This is a genomic window from Mucilaginibacter inviolabilis, from assembly GCF_011089895.1.
GTDB lineage: Bacteria > Bacteroidota > Bacteroidia > Sphingobacteriales > Sphingobacteriaceae > Mucilaginibacter > Mucilaginibacter inviolabilis.
This window is the reverse complement of the sequence record NZ_JAANAT010000001.1, coordinates 3,303,459-3,322,577: the sequence shown is the minus strand read 5'-3', so window position 1 is coordinate 3,322,577 and position 19,119 is coordinate 3,303,459. Positions and strand designations below refer to the sequence as shown.

At 41.4% G+C, this 19,119-nt stretch carries 16 protein-coding genes; 12 read left to right on the top strand and 4 right to left on the bottom strand.

Annotation, left to right across the window (positions count from 1 at the left end; all coding sequences use genetic code 11):
* Positions 1-22: 22 nt before the first annotated feature.
* The 4 genes from dnaN to G7092_RS13605 all read left to right on the top strand — a co-directional run bounded on the left by dnaN (position 23) and on the right by G7092_RS13605 (position 3,614).
* Positions 23-1,147 carry a DNA polymerase III subunit beta gene (dnaN, locus tag G7092_RS13620; protein ID WP_166090165.1) on the top strand — a complete coding sequence of 375 codons (1,125 nt, stop codon included), beginning with the start codon at positions 23-25 and terminating at the stop codon, positions 1,145-1,147.
* 202 nt (positions 1,148-1,349) lie between these two features.
* Positions 1,350-2,057, top strand: a complete 708-nt coding sequence (locus G7092_RS13615; protein WP_166090163.1) for a DUF4397 domain-containing protein — start codon at positions 1,350-1,352, stop codon at positions 2,055-2,057.
* A gap of 11 nt (positions 2,058-2,068) precedes the next feature.
* Positions 2,069-2,821, top strand: a complete 753-nt coding sequence (locus G7092_RS13610; protein ID WP_166090160.1) for a DUF4397 domain-containing protein — start codon at positions 2,069-2,071, stop codon at positions 2,819-2,821.
* Positions 2,822-2,960: 139 nt separating this feature from the next.
* Positions 2,961-3,614: a DedA family protein gene (locus tag G7092_RS13605; RefSeq protein ID WP_166090158.1), complete on the top strand. Its 654-nt coding sequence runs from the start codon at positions 2,961-2,963 to the stop codon at positions 3,612-3,614.
* Positions 3,615-3,640: 26 nt separating this feature from the next.
* Here the strand turns inward: G7092_RS13605 and G7092_RS13600 are convergent, their stop codons facing one another.
* Complete coding sequence (locus tag G7092_RS13600) at positions 3,641-4,606, bottom strand: zinc dependent phospholipase C family protein (RefSeq protein ID WP_166090156.1); 966 nt, start codon at positions 4,604-4,606, stop codon at positions 3,641-3,643.
* A 41-nt stretch (positions 4,607-4,647) separates the two neighbouring features.
* Positions 4,648-5,400: a class I SAM-dependent methyltransferase gene (locus G7092_RS13595; protein WP_166090153.1), complete on the bottom strand. Its 753-nt coding sequence runs from the start codon at positions 5,398-5,400 to the stop codon at positions 4,648-4,650.
* Positions 5,401-5,617: 217 nt separating this feature from the next.
* On the opposite strand from G7092_RS13595, the gene rpsT reads away from it, so the two are divergent.
* From rpsT to rny, 6 genes are all read left to right on the top strand, one after another.
* The gene (gene rpsT, locus G7092_RS13590) at positions 5,618-5,872 is read left to right on the top strand and encodes a 30S ribosomal protein S20 (protein WP_076374856.1); all 255 of its coding nucleotides are present in this window, start codon (positions 5,618-5,620) and stop codon (positions 5,870-5,872) included.
* Positions 5,873-6,119: 247 nt separating this feature from the next.
* The gene (radC, locus tag G7092_RS13585; RefSeq protein WP_166091005.1) at positions 6,120-6,818 is read left to right on the top strand and encodes a RadC family protein; all 699 of its coding nucleotides are present in this window, start codon (positions 6,120-6,122) and stop codon (positions 6,816-6,818) included.
* Positions 6,819-7,046: 228 nt separating this feature from the next.
* Positions 7,047-9,446, top strand: a complete 2,400-nt coding sequence (pheT, locus tag G7092_RS13580; RefSeq protein WP_166090149.1) for a phenylalanine--tRNA ligase subunit beta — start codon at positions 7,047-7,049, stop codon at positions 9,444-9,446.
* 134 nt (positions 9,447-9,580) lie between these two features.
* Positions 9,581-9,871: a hypothetical protein gene (locus G7092_RS13575; protein ID WP_076374860.1), complete on the top strand. Its 291-nt coding sequence runs from the start codon at positions 9,581-9,583 to the stop codon at positions 9,869-9,871.
* Positions 9,872-9,891: 20 nt separating this feature from the next.
* Positions 9,892-10,182, top strand: coding sequence for a cell division protein ZapA (locus tag G7092_RS13570; RefSeq protein ID WP_090473157.1), 291 nt, complete (start codon positions 9,892-9,894; stop codon positions 10,180-10,182).
* A gap of 239 nt (positions 10,183-10,421) precedes the next feature.
* A complete protein-coding gene (rny, locus tag G7092_RS13565; protein ID WP_166090147.1) occupies positions 10,422-11,987 on the top strand; it encodes a ribonuclease Y in 1,566 nt (521 codons plus the stop codon).
* A 164-nt stretch (positions 11,988-12,151) separates the two neighbouring features.
* Here the strand turns inward: rny and G7092_RS13560 are convergent, their stop codons facing one another.
* Positions 12,152-13,279 (bottom strand): acyltransferase family protein, encoded by a 1,128-nt coding sequence (locus G7092_RS13560; protein ID WP_166090145.1) that lies wholly within the window; start codon positions 13,277-13,279, stop codon positions 12,152-12,154.
* Between the two features lie 308 nt (positions 13,280-13,587).
* On the opposite strand from G7092_RS13560, the gene G7092_RS13555 reads away from it, so the two are divergent.
* A complete protein-coding gene (locus G7092_RS13555; RefSeq protein ID WP_166090143.1) occupies positions 13,588-14,130 on the top strand; it encodes an Mpo1 family 2-hydroxy fatty acid dioxygenase in 543 nt (180 codons plus the stop codon).
* Between the two features lie 102 nt (positions 14,131-14,232).
* Positions 14,233-17,454, top strand: a complete 3,222-nt coding sequence (locus G7092_RS13550) for a TonB-dependent receptor (protein WP_166090141.1) — start codon at positions 14,233-14,235, stop codon at positions 17,452-17,454.
* An 89-nt stretch (positions 17,455-17,543) separates the two neighbouring features.
* On the opposite strand, the gene G7092_RS13545 is transcribed toward G7092_RS13550, so the two are convergent.
* The gene (locus G7092_RS13545) at positions 17,544-18,944 is read right to left on the bottom strand and encodes an APC family permease (RefSeq protein WP_166090139.1); all 1,401 of its coding nucleotides are present in this window, start codon (positions 18,942-18,944) and stop codon (positions 17,544-17,546) included.
* Positions 18,945-19,119 lie beyond the last annotated feature (175 nt).

The following is a 19,119-nucleotide window of genomic DNA, read 5'->3' as shown; positions in this document are numbered from 1 at the left end:
TTGATTGATAAAATATTCCCTTATGAGATTTATTGTTTCTACATCAACATTACTCAAACAACTGCAGGCTGTAAGCGGGGCTTTAAGCAATAGCACTGTTTTGCCAATACTGGAAAACTTTTTGTTCGAGATAAAGGATGGAAACTTAACCATTTCTGCAACCGATTTGCAAACCAGCATGACCACGTCATTAGCTGTTGAGGCTAAAGAGAATGGCCGCATTGCCATACCATCGCGTATATTATTGGAAACTTTAAAGTCGTTACCAGAACAACCGGTAGCTTTTTCTGTAGATGATAACACCTTTGCTATTGAAATAAACGCGGGCGACGGAAAGTATAAACTGAGCGGCGAAAATGGTGAGGATTTCCCAAAGATACCGGTAGTGGAGAATGCATCATCGGTAAATTTGCCGGCTTCTGTTTTAGCCGAAGCTATTAACAAAACCATCTTTGCGGTAAGTAATGATGAACTGCGCCCTGCCATGACCGGTGTATACTGCCAGTTAAGCACCCAGCACCTTACTTTTGTAGCTACCGATGCACATAAGCTGGTACGTTACCGTCGTAAAGATGCTAAGGCAGCAAGCACCACTTCATTTATATTACCTAAAAAAGCGTTAACATTATTAAAATCGTCGTTACCGACTGATGATGTGAATGTATCAGTAGAGTATAACTCCACCAGCGCGTTCTTTAAATTTGGTAATATTAACCTGGTATGTCGTTTAATTGACGAGCGCTACCCGGATTATGAGGCGGTTATACCACAAGTAAACCCCAATAAATTAAATATCGACAGGCTTACCTTCCTGGGTTCGTTGAACCGTGTGGCTATTTATGCCAACAAAACCACCCATCAGGTAAGGCTTAAAATAAGTGGCAGCGAGTTGAATATATCATCAGAAGATATTGACTTTGCCAACGAAGCACATGAGCGTTTAAGCTGCCAGTACGAGGGCGAAGACATAGAAATTGGCTTCAATGCACGTTTTTTAATAGAAATGTTGAAGAATTTAAGTTGCGAAGAAGTATCTTTGGAGATGTCGACACCGAACCGTGCCGGATTATTGTTGCCTCAGGGTGGCGATGAAAATGAAGATGTGCTGATGCTGGTTATGCCAGTGATGCTCAACAGTTATGCTTAAGTGTAAACTTAAATTATAAATCCAAAACTAAGTCCGGCTTTAAAAACCGGACTTTTTTGTTCGTCGCAGATAACAAAAATCGCAGGAAACAGTTATATAAATTAATTTTGAATTAGTGAATTAGCGATTTAGTGAATAATACTCTAATGATTAATTTACTCATCACTCAATCACTAATTCACTAACTCAATAATTATCTCTAATGAATATCAGGATCAGAGCTTTTAGTTTTATTATAGCCATTGCAATATGCTGGGCATCCTGTAAAAAAAATGATGATAAGCCTGCGTTTCAGTCAACTACCCGTATTAATGTAATCAATGCGTCAAACAACATGATTAATTTTTACCAGAATGGCACCCGTATCAATAATACTTCCAATTACTATCCCGGGGGAACGCTGGGTAATTTAACGGTAAAGGCAGGTTTGCAAAACTATCAGGTTAAGTTAGCAGACCCATCGACTCCTAATTACTTGTTTACCTTACCCCTTACGCTTGATTCGGGAAAAGTATATTCATTATATGTAAGCGGGCAAACACCAGAGAGTATTTTTTTTACCAATGATACGGCTACTGTGCCCACCAATAACACCGCCAAGCTCAGGTTTGTAAATGCATCACCGGATGCCGGACCTCTTACATTGGCTTTTGTAACTTCGGGTGCTACTCCGGTAAGTACGCCGCAGTTTAGTAATATAGCTTATAAAACAACAACTGATTTTTTGAATGTTACACCAAGCACAACAGGTTCGCTTATTTTAAGTGTTTACCAGGCTGGTTCTCCAAACAATCCTAAAAAGGATACCGTGACAATTAGCACAGGCAGAATTTATACTGTAGTTAGTTATGGAACCATAGGTTCTGGAGGCAACCAGGCACTTGGCACCAGTTTAATAGTTAATCAGTAAATTAAAAATTAATGACTAAACCCAATAAAAACGGCTTCCTGGTTTCCTTGCTTTTGGTTATTGTTGGCACTTTGTTATTGCCTTTCGTATCATCATGTGGCAAAGGTGCCAATGCTAATCCCACCGGATTAAATACACAGCTGCAAATTGTTAATTTGAGCCCGGATATACAGCCGGTAAATTTATATCTTAATTTTATTAAGGAAAATACAACCAATTATACGTACCCCAACAATTCGGGCTATTTTTTTATATCCACGCTGTTGCCACCTATACAATTACGTTCAGCAACATTGGCTCCGATAAACCTGGTTACTGTCGATAGTACCGTAGCATTAAAAGCCAACTCAAAATACACCTTGTTCATTACCGGTTTTAAGAGCGATAATTCTATAAAAAAATCTATTCTGTTGTTAGATACAGCTACTGTTCCTCCCTTAGGACGGGGTATCGTACGGTTTGTGCATTGCTCGCCAACCTCTGCTCCGCTTGATCTGAGAGCTAATGACAGTACAGCAAAACAATGGACAAATATCGCTTTTGATTCGGTATCAAAGTATGTTCAGTTGCCCGTGGGTAATTACAATTTTACCATTAACCTAACCAGTTCATCGAGCAATGTTCAATTCCGGCTACCCAATGTTACTATACAAGATGGCCGTGCTTATACCATTTATACACAAGGGATTGTAGGTCGTACAGACTCGGTTGCATTTGGCGCGGCAATCCTTACCAATAATTTACTGCTGAAAACCACGAAGTAGTATCAAGTAGTTAGTATCAAGTATCAAGATTTTTTGCGAATGCTAACTACCGCGTTTAGGGAGTCGTGATACTTGATACTAACTACTTGATACCTGATTCTGATTTATATTCCTATTTTTGGCCAAAATTTAAAATACTGTGGAAGTAATAAAAAACATTATCGACTTTATACTGCATATTGATGTGCATCTGAGCCAGATTACCAGCGACTACAAGGGCTGGACATATCTTATACTGTTTGCGATCATATTTGCCGAAACTGGTTTTGTGGTTACTCCCTTTTTACCCGGCGATTCTCTGTTATTTGCCGCAGGTGCCCTTATTGCTAATGGTAAAACCGGATTAGACATTGCCTTGGTGGCCATTCTATTGGTTATAGCCGCCTTTACCGGTAATACAGTTAATTACTTGCTGGGGAATTATTTAGGTCCCAAGGTTTTTAAAGAAAATAACAAAATATTAAAACTGGAATATTACCTCAATACCAAAGCGTTTTTTGATAAACATGGCGGTAAGGCAGTTATCTTTAGCCGGTTTTTGCCTATTATCAGAACCATCGCCCCTTTTGTAGCTGGTGTAGGGCGTATGCCTTTTTTACGCTATAGCCTGTATAATATAGTGGGTGGCGCATCATGGGTGCTGAGCTTTTTATTTATTGGTTTCTTTTTTGGCAATATTCCGGTAATCAAACAAAACTTCACCCTGGTGGTGATGGCTATTATCCTGATATCTGTAGTACCTCCAATTTATGCAGCCATCAAAAGCAGGGGAAATAAAAAGGCTTCGGCATAGTAAGTATGCCTGAATAAGTTTCTGGGTTATTTCATTGGCTGGTAAATACATTTTCCGGTTTTGTACATGGCCTCTTCATATTGCAAATTAATACGATCTTCCGAACTTAAGGGTTGTGCTATCAGCTTGTTAAGGTCGGGTTGGCCTGCATCTACCCAAGCCGAGTACCAGAAACTTCCAACAGAGCGTATCGATGCCCGCATTTGTCGCTCTACCATACCTTTCAGCATTTTATGATAAGCATGGCTGTAGGCCACAGAATAATCGTTAAGTTTTCTTTTACCCCGCATCACCGGGCTGTATTTTTTATCCGATGGAAAGCTCTTGTTAATTATTCGCTCAAATTGTAACACAGAGTCGACACTTTTGAAGGATACCTGGCAAATTTTAAATGCTTCGCTGAGTGGATTATCGATATAACGGGCACGACCAGCAAAGAGATTATATTGTTTGATAAAAAGCTCCGGAAGCCGGGTTTCCCACAAACCATGTATGCCAATCTGATCGGTGAATTGCCCGTCATAGTTCATGGCAAGGTGAAGTGGTACGTGTGCATCGGCAACGTAATGCCCCAGGTAGGCCGAAGCATTAAGGATAGCCGTGGTATCATGTGCTTTAAATGCCCGTACCAATCTATAATACTGGTATTGGATGGTCCAGGGAACGGTGCCATATTTATTTAACGTATCGGCGGAGTACTTGGCAGCAGCGTCGGCCCATCGCCGGGGCATAGCGGCAAAGGGCTTTTTGCCATAATGGTCGGCATCAAAAAAGTGATGAGGGTTCTCGGTAGAGTCTACGTAGCGGCGTTTGTCGGCACTCACGGCATGTTCTGTAATGTAACCGATATTGGCTTTGTAAAAACCAGCCATGCCCTTGGGTAGAGTAAAAACAGCCAGCCTGTTGATGCGGTAATGCGCAAAGAAACCCCAGGATGAACATAGCAGCATTAAACCAATGCCTGATAAGCTTAAAATGATGCGCCGTTTCATGAAGGTAAATATGGCGTTTAGTTTTTAAGTTTTACCGGGTGTTATAAACTTCCCACATAAACCTTAGTATCATAATGTATAGTGATCTTCCCATTTTGCTGGTAACGATTAAAAAGCACCTGCAGATCATTGATCATAGGCTCATATCCGGCATCTGCTTTTGTGGGGCTGTATGATGAGGAAAGCAGGCGGCCTTTTAACCCGTCGAAATCAAATACCTGTTGATTTTCAAATACCCGTAGTTCAAAAGGGTTGGGATCATAAAAAGCGCCGATGTTATCAAAGTCGATATTGCGGTGACCAACTTTTACATAATCTTGCCCGTGCGTGATGATCAATTGATCATATTCCATTTCAAATGCTGAAGCTGTTTTTCTTTCATTCCAAATGAGCACTACTGTTCCTCCGGATTTCAGGATCCGTTTAAACTCTGCACGGGCATTTTGCGCATTAAACCAATGGAAAGCCTGACCAGCAATAACCGCGTCGATGCTTTCGTCCGCCAAGCCTGTATTTTCTGCGGTACTATCTACGGCGGTAAAACCTGGGTAGGAGCTAAGCAGTTCTATCGCTTTATCACGCATTTCGGCATTGGGCTCTACAGCAATGGCCCGGTAACCGGCATCCAGAAATAATTGGGTGGATATTCCCGTACCTGCACCAATATCTGCAATGAGTTTATCGGTAGTCAACTGATAGCTTTCCTGTAAAAAAGTAATGATAGCATTGGGATAGTGGGGACGGTATTTGACATAATCGGTCACCCGGTTACTGAATCTTTTAGTGTTGTCCATGGTTTGAAGTAAGCTGTTGCTAAATTAACACTTGTGCTGTAGTTTAGTTGTGTTATTAATTACAATGGTTGCCTGTGGGGCTTAAATACATTCGGGGAGTACAGTTGATTAAATAAGGCTTTAAAACTTTAATAAAAAAGCACTTGCATATTTAAAATTATCGGCATATATTTGCAGTCCTTAAAATAAATAGAAAAAAGAATAACAAAGCTATACAATGGCAAATCATAAATCGTCTTTAAAAAGAATCAGGTCAAACGCTGCGAAGCGTCTGCGTAACAGGTACCAGGCTAAAACAACCAGGAACGCTATTAAGAAATTAAGAAACACTACTACTAAAGCTGATGCAAGTGCACTGTTAGGTAAAGTGATCTCTATGTTAGACCGTTTAGCTAAAAAGAATGTTATTCACAAAAACAAAGCTTCGAACAATAAATCAAAGCTTACTAAATTTGTAAATGGCTTAAGCTAATCGCTTAACTTAAAATATATAAAAAGGGTTGTACTGAAAAGTATGACCCTTTTTTGTTATTACACGCGTCATTGCGAGCGCAGCGTGGCAATCCTCAATATACAGAGCGACTCTGCATATTGGGGATTGCCGCGTCGTTCCTCCTCACAATGACACGTAGAGAAAAAGATGCTTACTGCAGCGATGTCGGAGGCTGCACTACGCCGCAATTTCTTTTGTTTGATAGTTTTCTCCATATTTGAATACCGTGGAAAACTATAACGAGAAGATCAGCATTAAATCATGGGCCGAGGAAGACCGCCCGCGCGAAAAACTAAGCACCCAGGGACGCCGTGCGCTCACCGATGCCGAACTGATCGCCATCCTCATAGGATCGGGTAGCCGCACCGAAACCGCTGTTGAGTTAAGTAAGCGTATTCTGCACCATTATGAAAACGATCTGAATAAGCTGGGCAAAGCTTCCATCAGCGAACTATCAAAATTCAAGGGAATAGGAGAGGCCAAAGCGATTTCTATTATCGCCGCGCTGGAGATCGGCCGCCGCCGCAACGATACTGAAACCAAAGCCATCGAATATATCAACAGCAGTCGTGATGCCTACAATATTATGCGCCGCCATCTGATGGATCTAAACCATGAGGAATTCTGGATATTGCTAGTTGGTCGCTCGCAAAAAGTACTGGCCAAAGAGTTAGTGAGCAAAGGCGGCTTATCGGCCACCGTTGCCGATCCCAAGATTATCTTTTATATGGCGCTGCAACAACAGGCCAGCGGTATCATCCTGGTGCATAATCACCCATCGGGTAATCTGAAACCCAGTCACCAGGATATCGACCTTACCAAAAAAATAAGCGCTGCAGGTCGTTTGTTAGATATCAATGTGCTTGATCACCTCATCATCACAGACAATGGCTATTATAGCTTTGGGGATGAAGGAATCTTATGATTTCGGATGTAGGATTTTCGATTTCGGATTTTAGGGATTTGTAATTTTTTGATTTTGGGGGAAATGGATTTGCTCGATAAATAAATTAGAAATACCAAATTTGACATCTGTAATCAAAACTAAATAAATTCGAAATCGAAAATCCTACATCCGAAATACAATTAAATCCCAAATCCCAAATCCGACTTCCGAAATCTTTATATCTTTGCCGATTATCGCTGCTGAATAATGAAAATATCATATAACTGGCTTAAAGAATTTATTAACACGGATAAAACGCCTCAGGAAATCTCCATTATCCTCACCGGTACCGGTTTGGAAGTGGAAAGTCTGGAAAAAGTACAGGCTATTCCCGGCGGATTGGAAGGCCTGGTGATTGGCTACGTCAAAGAGTGTACAGATCATGCCAACTCTGATCACCTGCATGTAACCAAGGTTGATGTAGGCGGTCCGGAGGATCTGCAAATTGTTTGCGGCGCGGCTAATGTAGCTGCCGGGCAAAAGGTAGTAGTAGCTGTGGTGGGTACTACGGTATATCCTGTTAGTGGTGAGCCATTCGCTATCAAAAAATCAAAAATACGCGGTGAAGTATCCGAAGGGATGATCTGTGCTGAGGATGAAATAGGCTTAGGCACCAGTCACGAAGGTATTATGGTATTGGATGCTGATGCACCTGTTGGTACTTTGGCTAAAGATTATTTTAAGGTGAACGACGACTATATGTACGAGATAGGTTTAACACCAAATCGTGCCGATGCTATGTCGCACCTGGGTACTGCCCGTGATATTGCTGCTTTTTTAAAGATCGGTGTTACCCGGCCTGATGTTAGCGCGTTCAAAATCGCCAATAACAACAGAACTGTGGAGGTTGTGGTGGAGAACGAGCAGGCAAGTCCGCGTTACTCTGGTTTAACCATGACCGGCCTGGAAGTAAAAGAATCACCAAAATGGTTAAAGGAACGGCTGGCTGTTATCGGTGTCCGCTCCATCAACAATATTGTGGATGTAACCAATTATGTGTTGCATGAACTAGGACAGCCATTACACGCCTTTGATGCCGACGAAATAAAAGGCAACAAAGTATTGGTGAAAAATTATCCGGAAGGAACTCTTTTTAAAACCCTGGATGAGGTGGAACGCAAGCTATCAGAAAACGACCTGATGATTGGCAACACCGAAGAGCCTATGTGTATTGCCGGTGTGTTTGGCGGTATCACGTCGGGTGTTAAGGCATCAACCACCAGCATCTTTTTGGAGAGTGCTTATTTTAATTCCGTATCGGTGCGTAAAACAGCTAAAAGGCATGGTTTAAAAACGGATGCCTCGTTCAGGTTTGAGCGTGGTACCGATCCGGACATGACCGTGTTCGCTTTGAAACGCGCGGCCTTGCTCATACAACAGGTAGCTGGTGGCGAAGTATCGTCAGAAATTTTTGATCATTACCCGGCACCTGTGGCTCCGTTTGCTTTTGAGGTGAGCTATAAAAATATTCACAGGCTGATAGGTAAGGCTATCCCGCATACCGAGATCAAGGCCATTATTGAGGCATTGGATATTAAGGTAGTGAGTGAAACAGAAGAAACGCTTTCTTTGCAAGTGCCACCCTACCGTGTTGACGTTACCCGCGAAGTGGATGTGGTTGAGGAGATACTGCGTATTTACGGCTATAACAATATCGAGATCCCAACCCAGATCAGGGCATCATTAAATAACTCTCAACGGGCTGAGAAAGACACGGTGCAAAATCAATTGTCGGACTTGCTTACAGCCAATGGTTTTAACGAGATCTTATCCAACTCCTTAACCAAATCTGCTTATTCAGATAACCTGGATACTGCGGTAAAAATATTGAACCCATTGAGCAGCGATCTGGATGTGATGCGTCAAACCATGCTATACTCTGGTCTGGAAGCTATCACTTATAACCAAAACCGTCGTGCTGCCGATCTGAAATTCTACGAGTTTGGTAAGGTTTACAGCGTAAAGGATGATAAGTACAACGAAGTACAACGTTTCTCGGTGTTTTTGACCGGTGCAACTACTGCTGAACAATGGAACCAAAAGCCAAAACCGGTATCGTTCTACAACCTGAAAGCTATTGTTGATAGTATTTTAGAGCGCCTGAATATTACCGGCTATTTGGTAGAAGATGCTACCTGCAAAAAACTGGCTTACGGTCTGCAATATATGCTGAACGGCAAGCAGCTGGTTAAATTTGGCGCCGTTGCCGGCGAAGCTTTGAAAAAAGCTGATGTGGATAAGGAAGTATTTTATGCCGACTTTAATTTCGACCTGATATTGACAGCCGTACGCAAAAACAAGATTGTTTACCAGGAGGTTTCCAAGTTCCCGGCTGTACGTCGCGATTTGTCTATGCTGATAGATAAGGCGGTTACTTTTGGCCAGTTAAAACAAATTGCCCAGCGAACCGAGCGTAAGCTGCTCAAAGAAGTTAGTGTATTTGACGTTTACCAGGGAGATAAATTGCCGGCTGGTAAAAAATCATACGCATTAAGCTTTATCATTCAGGATATCGAAAAGACACTTACCGATAAAGCGATTGATGCCATTATGCAAAAATTAATTTATAACTTAGGTAAAGAAGCCGGAGCGGAGATCAGAAAATAATTTTGATTTCGGATTTTGGAATTTTGATTTCGGATTTAGAGCTTAAAATTTTAGAATTACAATTGGATACCTGAGTAATTAAAAAATCATCAATTTACTAAATCGCTAATTCAATAATTTACTAAATAAAAAAGATGCCTTCTGTAGCAGAACAGTTAAATAAAATTGTAGACAAAACCGAAAGGTTAATTGAGCTTTGTGCTGCTTTACAGGAGGAAAACGATCTGTTAAAACTGGAAAGCGAGGCTTTGACCGTAGCCCTGGATGCCAGCAAAAATAAGACAAAGGAGCTGGAAGAAAAGCTTCGTGTATTGAAGCTTGCCAAATCATTTTCAGAAACAAATGAAAAAAGTCTTGATATAAAGCAAAAAATTAACGACTTTGTGCAGGAAATAGATAAGTGTATTGTATTATTGAAGAAATAGTACAAAAAGTGAAAAGCTCAATGGGAGAAATCTCAATAAAAATAAATATTGCTGACAGAGTTTACCCCTTAAAGGTAAACATGGAAGAAGAAGAAATAATACGCAGGGCGGCTAAACTGATCAATGACCGGATAAAGGAATATCAGGAAAACTACGCGGTAAGGGATAAGCAGGATTTGCTTTCGATGGCGGTGTTGCATTATGCTACATCATCATTAAAAGCCGAGAAGAAAGTTACCGTTGAAGATACCGATATTGCCGAAAAGGTTTATCAGCTGGATCATTTGCTGTCTGAATTTTTCTCAAAGTAATTAACGTTCTTACATAACATAAAGAGCACAATTAAGATTTAACCGCAGTTAAATTTTAGGTTTCACTATTAAAAACTTAACGCTTCAATATTAAGCGGATCAAAGAGGCATGCGTTACTATTTATATTAACGTAACCATGATCCCCAATATCCGAAATGAAGTTTTTAAATACATGATACTTAAAAATTAGTTGCGGTTTTTTTATTTATATATATAACCTTACACCCTAAAAAAGAAGATGGACATATTACTATACGGAATAATCGGACTATTGCTTGGCGTTGGCCTGGGCATAGTTATCGGTCGCTTCCTGCTACGGAAGCTTTTTAAAGACCAGGAGGCATCGGCCCAAAATAAAGTAAAAAAGATACTGAAGGATGCTGAAAACAATGCCGAGATATTGAAGAAAAATAAACTGCTGGAAGCCAAAGAAAAGTTTTTACAAATGAAGGCTGAGCACGAGCAGGAAGTAAATAATAAAAACAACGCGATCAATCAGCGCGAAAACGGTGTGAAACAAAAGGAGCAATCATTAAACCAGCGCCTGGAAAACATGAACCGTAAAGAAAGCGAGTTAGACAATACCCGCAAAAACCTGGAGAAACAAACAGAAATTGTTGTTAAAAAACAAGAAGAGGTTGAAGTGCTGAAAAATTCACACGTGCAACAACTGGAAACCATTGCCGGCTTGTCTGCCGATGATGCCCGTAACCAGTTGGTAGATACCCTGCGCGAAGAGGCTCGCACAAAAGCTATGATCCAGATCAAGGACATTGTTGACGAGGCCAAGCTCACTGCTACCAAAGAAGCTAAAAAGATAGTTATTCAAACCATACAGCGTACCGCTACCGAAAGCGCTATTGAAAATACCGTTTCGATATTTAATATCGAGAACGACGAAATTAAGGGTCGTATCATCGGTCGCGAGGGTAGAAACATCCGCGCATTGGAAGCTGCAACCGGTATCGAGATCATCGTTGACGATACTCCTGAGGCTATCATCTTATCAGGCTTTGATCCGGTAAGGCGCGAAATTGCCCGTTTGGCTATGCACCGTCTGGTAACGGATGGTCGTATACACCCTGCTCGTATTGAAGAGGTGGTGGCCAAAACCAAAAAACAAATTGAAGAAGAAATAGTAGAAATAGGCGAGCGCACAGTGATCGACCTGGGCATACATGGTTTACATCCGGAGCTGATCCGTATGGTTGGCCGTATGCGTTACCGTTCATCATACGGGCAAAACCTGCTGCAGCACTCCCGCGAGGTAGCCAACTTCTGCGCTACTATGGCTGCCGAGTTGGGCCTGAATGTGAAAATGGCCAAACGTGCCGGCTTGTTACATGATATTGGTAAAGTACCCGATGATAATCCAGAGCTGCCACACGCTATTTTGGGTATGCAGCTGGCCGAAAAATATAAAGAACACCCAGAAGTTTGCAACGCTATAGGCGCCCACCACGACGAAATTGAGATGACCTCGATGTTATCACCCATCATCCAGGCTTGTGATGCTATATCCGGCGCACGTCCGGGAGCACGTCGTGAGGTAGTTGAAAGCTACATCAAACGTTTAAAAGAGTTGGAAGAATTAGCTCTTTCTTATCCAGGTGTCGAAAAAACTTTCGCTATACAGGCCGGCCGCGAATTGCGGGTAGTGGTTGAAAGCGAGAAGATAACTGATGCCCAGTCTGAAGTACTGGCAGCAGATATCTCCAATCGTATCCAAACTGAAATGACTTACCCAGGTCAGATCAAAGTTACCGTGATCAGGGAAACCCGTTCGGTAGCGTTTGCTAAATAAGAAACCCATTCAAGCCCTCTCCTTCTCAGGGGGAGGGCTTTTTTCTAAAAAAATATTCCGCTCCCCGGGAGATTAAAATATCCTTCTTACCTATTTAGGATTTAGCTATTCGTTTGTGTAAACAGACGCACTTGAACAGGTGGCATTAATTTCTTTAACCAGGATTAAGCCCGTTTCGACAGGAAACGTTTTTTGAGCCACTCGCGAACAGGTTCGTCATAAAGTTTAAGGGATGCGTAAGCTATAGCTATACTGCCAACAAATAGTAATAACCCATACCCAAAACCTTGACTCGCCGGTACCTTATTCTTTACTACCCAACCGGTATACAGATAAATCAACGGGTAATGGGTAATATAAAGGGGGTATGAAATATCCCCAAAAAACTTGCACGCTTTCATCGCAAATTTCCCAGTTATTTTTCCGCCTGCACCAATTGAAACAATTAGCGGGAAAAGAATAATAATGCTGAACGATTCATACAAGCCATTCATCCAAAGATGCTCGCTGCCGCCTATTCTTGGAATAGATAGAACAATGATAATGAGCAAGCTACTCACCGCGAATGCGCTTTTAATATGGATCAGTTTGCCCATGCGGCAAAGCAATATGCCTGCAAAAAACGGATATAGCAAACGGGCAAAGCCTATATGAAGCTGAGGCGCATTCAGGCTCCAGCCCCCGATAACATCACCTTGCGAACCCATTATTAAAAAATGGATAAGGAGCAGGGCAGATAGCACTACAAACACAGTAAGCAATTTTTTAGAAAACTTACGAATAAAAAGAGCATAAAGAATGTTAGCAACATATTCAAAGAATAATGACCAGGCAGGGCCGTCAAGCGGATGCATTTCCTGCCAGCCGCGAATATCCATGGATACGGGTATGGGAAGCACTGTAAAACCAATCAGCATAACCAGCAGCATTTGCCAAATAGGAGTTGTACTAATTAGTGGGAACACGGGCGAGGCCTGAAAGTAAAATAATGCAGCCCCGATAAGCGTGCCTATAATAACCATAGGCTGCAAACGAATAAGTCTGCGTTTATAAAAATCCCATTGGGTCATCTTTTCCCAACGGTCGTCATAGGCATAAGCCACCACAAAACCTGATAACAGGAAAAAGAAGTCAACGGCTAAATAGCCATGATTAATGATCTGATGGAAACGATCGCCGGAGTAGGTTTCTAAAATATGAAAGGCTACTACTATAAGAGAGGCTACACCGCGCAGCCCGTCCAGGATTTCATAATGGTTTTTAGATTCTAGATACTGAGGCGTTTTACTCATAAACTGAAAAAATAAAAATAATTGGATAGGGTAATGGTTTATTGGTTTGCAATGGCAAACCTTAATTGAACCGACAAGATGCTTTAATTTTATTGGAAATGCAATAGAAAAGCCCCAAAGCTTTCAAATCATCTATCTAAAAACAATAATCTTAGATTTAAAATTTTATTTAGGGATAGAACTAGTTCCCTCGGCTTTTTGATCTGCTCCATTATACACGTTGTTATATTTTTTGTGTTCAGGAGAGTTGTGCCTGCTTAGCTGTGGGCTTGATTCTTGATTCTTTTCTCCATATATTAGATTAAATTATGGCCTCATCCAATATATCAAATACACCACAACAGGGTACCGGCGGTGCTGACAACATTCGGCTGGTGGATGTTTATTTTGCCAAGTACGCCGAAAGCCATCATAATAAAACCAACGAGGCCATACATTTTATCTGTATACCGCTTATCGTATTCAGTTTGCTGGGTTTGGTTTGGTCTATTCCCTTTCCATACTTAAAATTTCTGGGTAGTTATAATGGTGTGTTTAACTGGGCCTCCTTTTTAATTGCCTTCAGCATTTATTATTATCTGAAACTTTCGCCGGTACTATCGTACATTATGTTGCTGATATTATTTGGCTTTAGTTATGGTATCATTCAAATAGAACACTGGCACCAGGCAGGTGGCCCGGCGCTATGGCTGGTTTCATTAATCATCTTCTTCATATCTTGGATAGGGCAATTTATAGGGCATAAAATTGAAGGTAAAAAGCCGTCATTTTTAGATGATGTTAAGTTTCTGCTCATTGGCCCTATTTATTTACTGCACCTTATACTTAAAAGATTATCGCTTAAGTATTAATTATCCATTTTCACTTAATGTTAACAATTGGGGTTAAAAATAATCTCTTCTTAACATGCTGTTAATATTGTAGCCGAACCTTTGTGTTTTAAATAAACACACATGAAAAAGCTTTACTTTATCTTTTTATCAGTGCTTATTATTGGAATTGCTAACGTTGCCAAAGCGCAAATTACAACCTCATTAATAAGCGGAAAAGTTACTGACCAAAAGGGGATTACCCTGCCTGGCGTAACTGTAACTGCACTGAACACCAGTACAGGAACACGTTACGGCGCGCAAACTAACTCTGATGGTCGTTTCACTATCGCTAACGTAAACCCAGGTGGCCCTTATACTATTTCGGCCTCTTTTGTAGGGTTTAAAAAAGACGAAAGAACAAACATTACTTTAAGTCTGGGAACTACTACATTTAACTTTGCGCTGGCCGACGAAACAACTACCTTAAAGGAAGTAAAGGTTAGAGGTACAGCAGGTGGCACCAGAACAGGTGCAAGCACACGTATCAGCCAAAACCAAATCCGTACAGCACCTTCTATTAACCGCAGCTTACAGGATTTGACCAGGAACACACCTCAAAGTAATAATAACTCATTTCAGGGTACCAACTACCGTTATAATAACGTAACGCTGGATGGTGCTATCAATAACGATGCGATTGGTTTTAGCCCATCATTAGGTGGTCAGAACAATGCTTCAGGACAAGTAGGTAGCAGTACCCGTACCAGCCCGGTATCGTTAGATGCGATACAGGATATCCAGGTACTGGTTGCTCCTTATGATATTAAAATTGGTAACGTACTGGGTGGTAGTATCAACGCTGTAACACGTAGTGGTACCAATGATTTTACCGGTTCGGTTTACGGATTTGGCCGTGGTGCGTTTATGGTAGGTCCTAATAACGCCGCTGCTGCTTCTGGTGGTGATGGCTCAAAACTACCATCAACTTTCCATGATTATCAAACAGGTATCCGTATAGGTTTCCCAATTATTAAAAATAAATTATTCTTCTTTACTAACGAAGAAATTGCCCGCAGACAGGATCCGGTTATTGCTGCAGCAGGAACTGCTGGTTCGGCAAAGATATTAAGCTTACAGGATGCCCAGAACTTAACTGCTGCATTTAAGAACTATTATGGTCAGGATCCAGGTACTTATGGTAATACTTCCATTTTCTCCAACTCAAACAAGTTCTTTAACCGTTTGGATTGGAATATCAATGATAACAACCAGTTAACCGTTCGTAACAATACCATTATTTCAAAAGCAACCAACTTAGAGCGCGATCAGCAAAACTTCCGCTTTAGTGGTATCGACTATACTTCGCACAATAACTCTACTTCAACTGTAGCCGAGTTAAAATCAAGATTTTCAAACAGTGTGAGCAATAGCTTGGTATTAGGTTATTCAAACGTACATGATTATCGTGATCCTAACTCAGATCCATCATTACCTCAGATCGAAATCACTGGCCGTACTCCTGGTACTACTATATTTATGGGTACCGATCGTGAGGCCGCTATTTTTGATATGCACCAGAAAACTGCTGAGTTTACCGATAACTTAACCTGGACAAAAGGTAAACACACTTTCACTTTTGGTACACACAATGAGTTTTATAATATCACTTATAACTTCGTAAATTCATGGAATGGTCGTACCGCTTATAGCAGTATCGATAATTTCCTTGCTGCGCAGCCTAGCCGCGTACGTTATAATGGTAATTATACCAATAACAGCCGTGATTATATTTTAGCTAATCCATCAGCTCAGTTTAAAGTTAACTTGCTGAGTTTATACGGACAGGACGAAATTCAGTTAACTGATAATTTCAAATTAACCATAGCCTTACGTGCCGATTACGCCGGTGTTCCAAACAAACAACCATTGAGTGATAAAACAACAAACGCTCCGGTTGACCCCAACTATGGTAATACCTTTACCTATACTAAGCCTAAAGATATTAAACAAAACTATCTTGGTAACATAGAGTGGAACCCACGTGCAGCATTTAATTATGACATCAACGGCGACCAAAGTGTAGTTTTACGCGGTGGTAGCGGATTCTTTACTGGTCGTGTTCCGTTTGCATGGTTTGGTTATGCGTTTTATAATAACGGTAATACTTATGGTGCTTATGATAACAAATCACCTGCTGCAGGTGTGCCAAAACCTCCAACCTTTGCTCCCGGTGGTGCTACACAAGTGGATTTGATTGATAATAACTTTAAAATGCCACAAGTGTGGAGAAGCAGTTTAGCTGTTGATTACACCACGCCAGATCAATGGAAATTCACAGCTGAAGGTATTTATACCAAGGTTATTCATGACTTGAAGTTTCAACAGGTAAATACTACCGATCAGGTTGCTTATTATCCGTATGATACACAACATCAACAGCCAATATTTGTAAACAAAGGTATTAACCCATTATATACTAATGCTTATTTGTTATCAAACACCAGCCAGGGTTACCGTTACAGCGCAACCGCCCAGGTAGCTAAAAATACGCAGTTTGCTCCAACCAGTGCATTAAACGTATCCGTTGCTTATACTTATGGTCACTCTAAAGATGTAACCAACGGTATTCGTAACTCAATGGAGTCAAACTGGCAATTGAACCAGGCATTAAATCCTAACAACCCAGGTCTGGCCAACTCAAACTTTGATATTCGTAATCGTATCGTGTCGAACATCAATTTCAGACATGATTGGGATGCAACCCAGAATTATACCGCAAACTTTAGTTTCTTCTTCAGTGCTCAGTCTGGTAATCCTTACACTTATGGCTTCTATCCAAACTCTATCGACGGAACCGGTCAACAATTAAGTTTAGCTTATATCCCTAAACGTGGTGAAACCGTGAATTTCTTCTCTGATATAGTTGGTGGACAAACCGCAGCTCAACAAGCAGCAGCGTTTGATGCCTTTATTGATAAAAATAGCTATCTTTCAACACGTCGTGGTGATTTTACACAACGTAATGCTGCGTTTACGCCATGGAATAACCAATTGGACTTCCGTTTTACGCAAGACTTTAAATTTGGTAATGGTAAACACAAACAGATGATCACCTTTACTTATGACATCATCAACCTAACCAACTTGTTGAATAAGAAATGGGGTCAGTACTATTTCTCGGCTAATACTTATAACTCAACATCAAGCATTGGTTTAACGGCAGTAAAAGCTGGTACTCCATCATTTGGCAATGTGCCAACAACATATCCAAAATATACATTCCAGGATCCTGGAGTGCCATATTCTGTTGACTTGTTTGCATCACGCTGGCAAATGCAGTTTGGTGTACGTTACAGCTGGTAATACCGAACAAAACTCAACTAAAACAATAAATAAACACCCTGCCGGTAAAATGGCAGGGTGTTTTGGTTTTGTCTGATTCAGACTAAGTGCTATACCCTCTTTTTAAAATACCAATAAAAAGGCGCGCCGCTTAAAATGAGCAGTAGACCGAGCACTGATGCCAGCGGCTGGGTGATGATGGTATTGATGGTAAGTGCGATACAAAATAAGATGATAATAACAGGGATCACGGGGTAACCTATAACTTTTGATTTGATCACCCCCTTGATTTTCATCCGGATCAAGCCCCAGGTTGCCAGGGCGAAAAAAGCATAAGAGGCAAAAATAACCAGGTTGGTGATCTGATCGAACGTGCCGCTGCATACGAGTATAATACTCCAGATGGCCGAATAAAGTAAGGCGATGTGCGGGGTACGGTAACCCGGATGTATGAGCGCCGCTTTTTTAAAGAAAACCTTTTCCTGTGCCATCCGGAAATAAACCCGCGGGTACGAAATGATACAGCCGTTTAAGGCCCCAAAGGTACAGGTCATGATCAGCACGGCGATAATAATAACACCAGGTTTTCCCATGATGATACCCGCTATTTCGGCAGCAGCTATTTTATTGCTGCCCAATAAGGCCAGTTGCGATACCGGTAAAACTTTCATGTAAGCGTAATTGAGTAATACGTACAAAATCATGGCGATGCCTACACCGCCAACAATAGCCAGGGGGATGTTCCGTTTGGGATTTTTGATCTCGCCGGTTACAAAGGTGATATTGGCCCAACCGTCGTATGCCCAAAGTGCACTGAGCATAGCGCCAAAAAGGCCGCTAAATAAAGCTGCTCCATGAGGTGCTTCAATTGCTTCGGTGCTTTCTACTACTACCGGGCGCCCACTATACAGAAATCCCGCAATAATAAGCAGCAGGATACCCAGTATTTTGGCTGAGGTGACAATGTTGTTTAAAACCCCAGCTTTGTTTACGCCCTTATAATTTACCCAGGTGAGGGCTATAATAGTAAGAACCGCCAGCGTTTTGATACCCGAATCGGCAAAGGGGAAAATAGAATTGCCGATACCTGTATTTTTCAAAGACGATAAAAACTCGGGCAAGGGCAAAAGGGTATTAACAGATTGCGCGAAAACGAAAGAGAGAGCTGCCACAGCCCCACTGCCAACAATAGTAAAGATCGTCCACCCGAAGAGGAAGGCGATGAAATCGCCGTAAATCAATCGCAGATATTCATATACGCCGCCGGTTTGCGTGGTCATAGTAGCCAGGCCAGCATAAGTAAAAGCGCCAAACATGGTAATAACACCCCCAATGATCCAGGCCAGCAAGATATACGTTTCGCTATGCAAAGCCTCCGACATGGGAACAATCTTCTTGAACACACCCGAGCCGATCATGATACCGGCTACCAATAAAATTCCGGTGGGGAGGCTCAGCACCTGTTTCAGTTGCGCGGTTTCGGCGTGATTGCCGGATTGGTTATCATCCATGTGGAGTGGTTAAGGTTGTTTATCGCAATATATTCAATTTCAAATACAAAGAGCGCATTTGGATATCAAATAAACGCATCCAGCTTTTTACTTTTACTGGCTGTATATCGTTTGTTTATTAATAAATAAATGGTTAGATTTAAATCGCCTAAACTATTACATCATATACCATTAG

Coding starts and splice junctions, on each gene's coding strand:
- dnaN (WP_166090165.1), top strand. CDS start 23: ATGAGATTTATTGTTTCTACATCAACATTACTCAAACAACTGCAGGCT.
- G7092_RS13615 (WP_166090163.1), top strand. CDS start 1,350: ATGAATATCAGGATCAGAGCTTTTAGTTTTATTATAGCCATTGCAATA.
- G7092_RS13610 (WP_166090160.1), top strand. CDS start 2,069: ATGACTAAACCCAATAAAAACGGCTTCCTGGTTTCCTTGCTTTTGGTT.
- G7092_RS13600 (WP_166090156.1), bottom strand. CDS start 4,606: ATGAAACGGCGCATCATTTTAAGCTTATCAGGCATTGGTTTAATGCTG.
- G7092_RS13595 (WP_166090153.1), bottom strand. CDS start 5,400: ATGGACAACACTAAAAGATTCAGTAACCGGGTGACCGATTATGTCAAA.
- rpsT (WP_076374856.1), top strand. CDS start 5,618: ATGGCAAATCATAAATCGTCTTTAAAAAGAATCAGGTCAAACGCTGCG.
- pheT (WP_166090149.1), top strand. CDS start 7,047: ATGAAAATATCATATAACTGGCTTAAAGAATTTATTAACACGGATAAA.
- G7092_RS13575 (WP_076374860.1), top strand. CDS start 9,581: ATGCCTTCTGTAGCAGAACAGTTAAATAAAATTGTAGACAAAACCGAA.
- G7092_RS13570 (WP_090473157.1), top strand. CDS start 9,892: ATGGGAGAAATCTCAATAAAAATAAATATTGCTGACAGAGTTTACCCC.
- rny (WP_166090147.1), top strand. CDS start 10,422: ATGGACATATTACTATACGGAATAATCGGACTATTGCTTGGCGTTGGC.
- G7092_RS13560 (WP_166090145.1), bottom strand. CDS start 13,279: ATGAGTAAAACGCCTCAGTATCTAGAATCTAAAAACCATTATGAAATC.
- G7092_RS13555 (WP_166090143.1), top strand. CDS start 13,588: ATGGCCTCATCCAATATATCAAATACACCACAACAGGGTACCGGCGGT.
- G7092_RS13550 (WP_166090141.1), top strand. CDS start 14,233: ATGAAAAAGCTTTACTTTATCTTTTTATCAGTGCTTATTATTGGAATT.
- G7092_RS13545 (WP_166090139.1), bottom strand. CDS start 18,944: ATGGATGATAACCAATCCGGCAATCACGCCGAAACCGCGCAACTGAAA.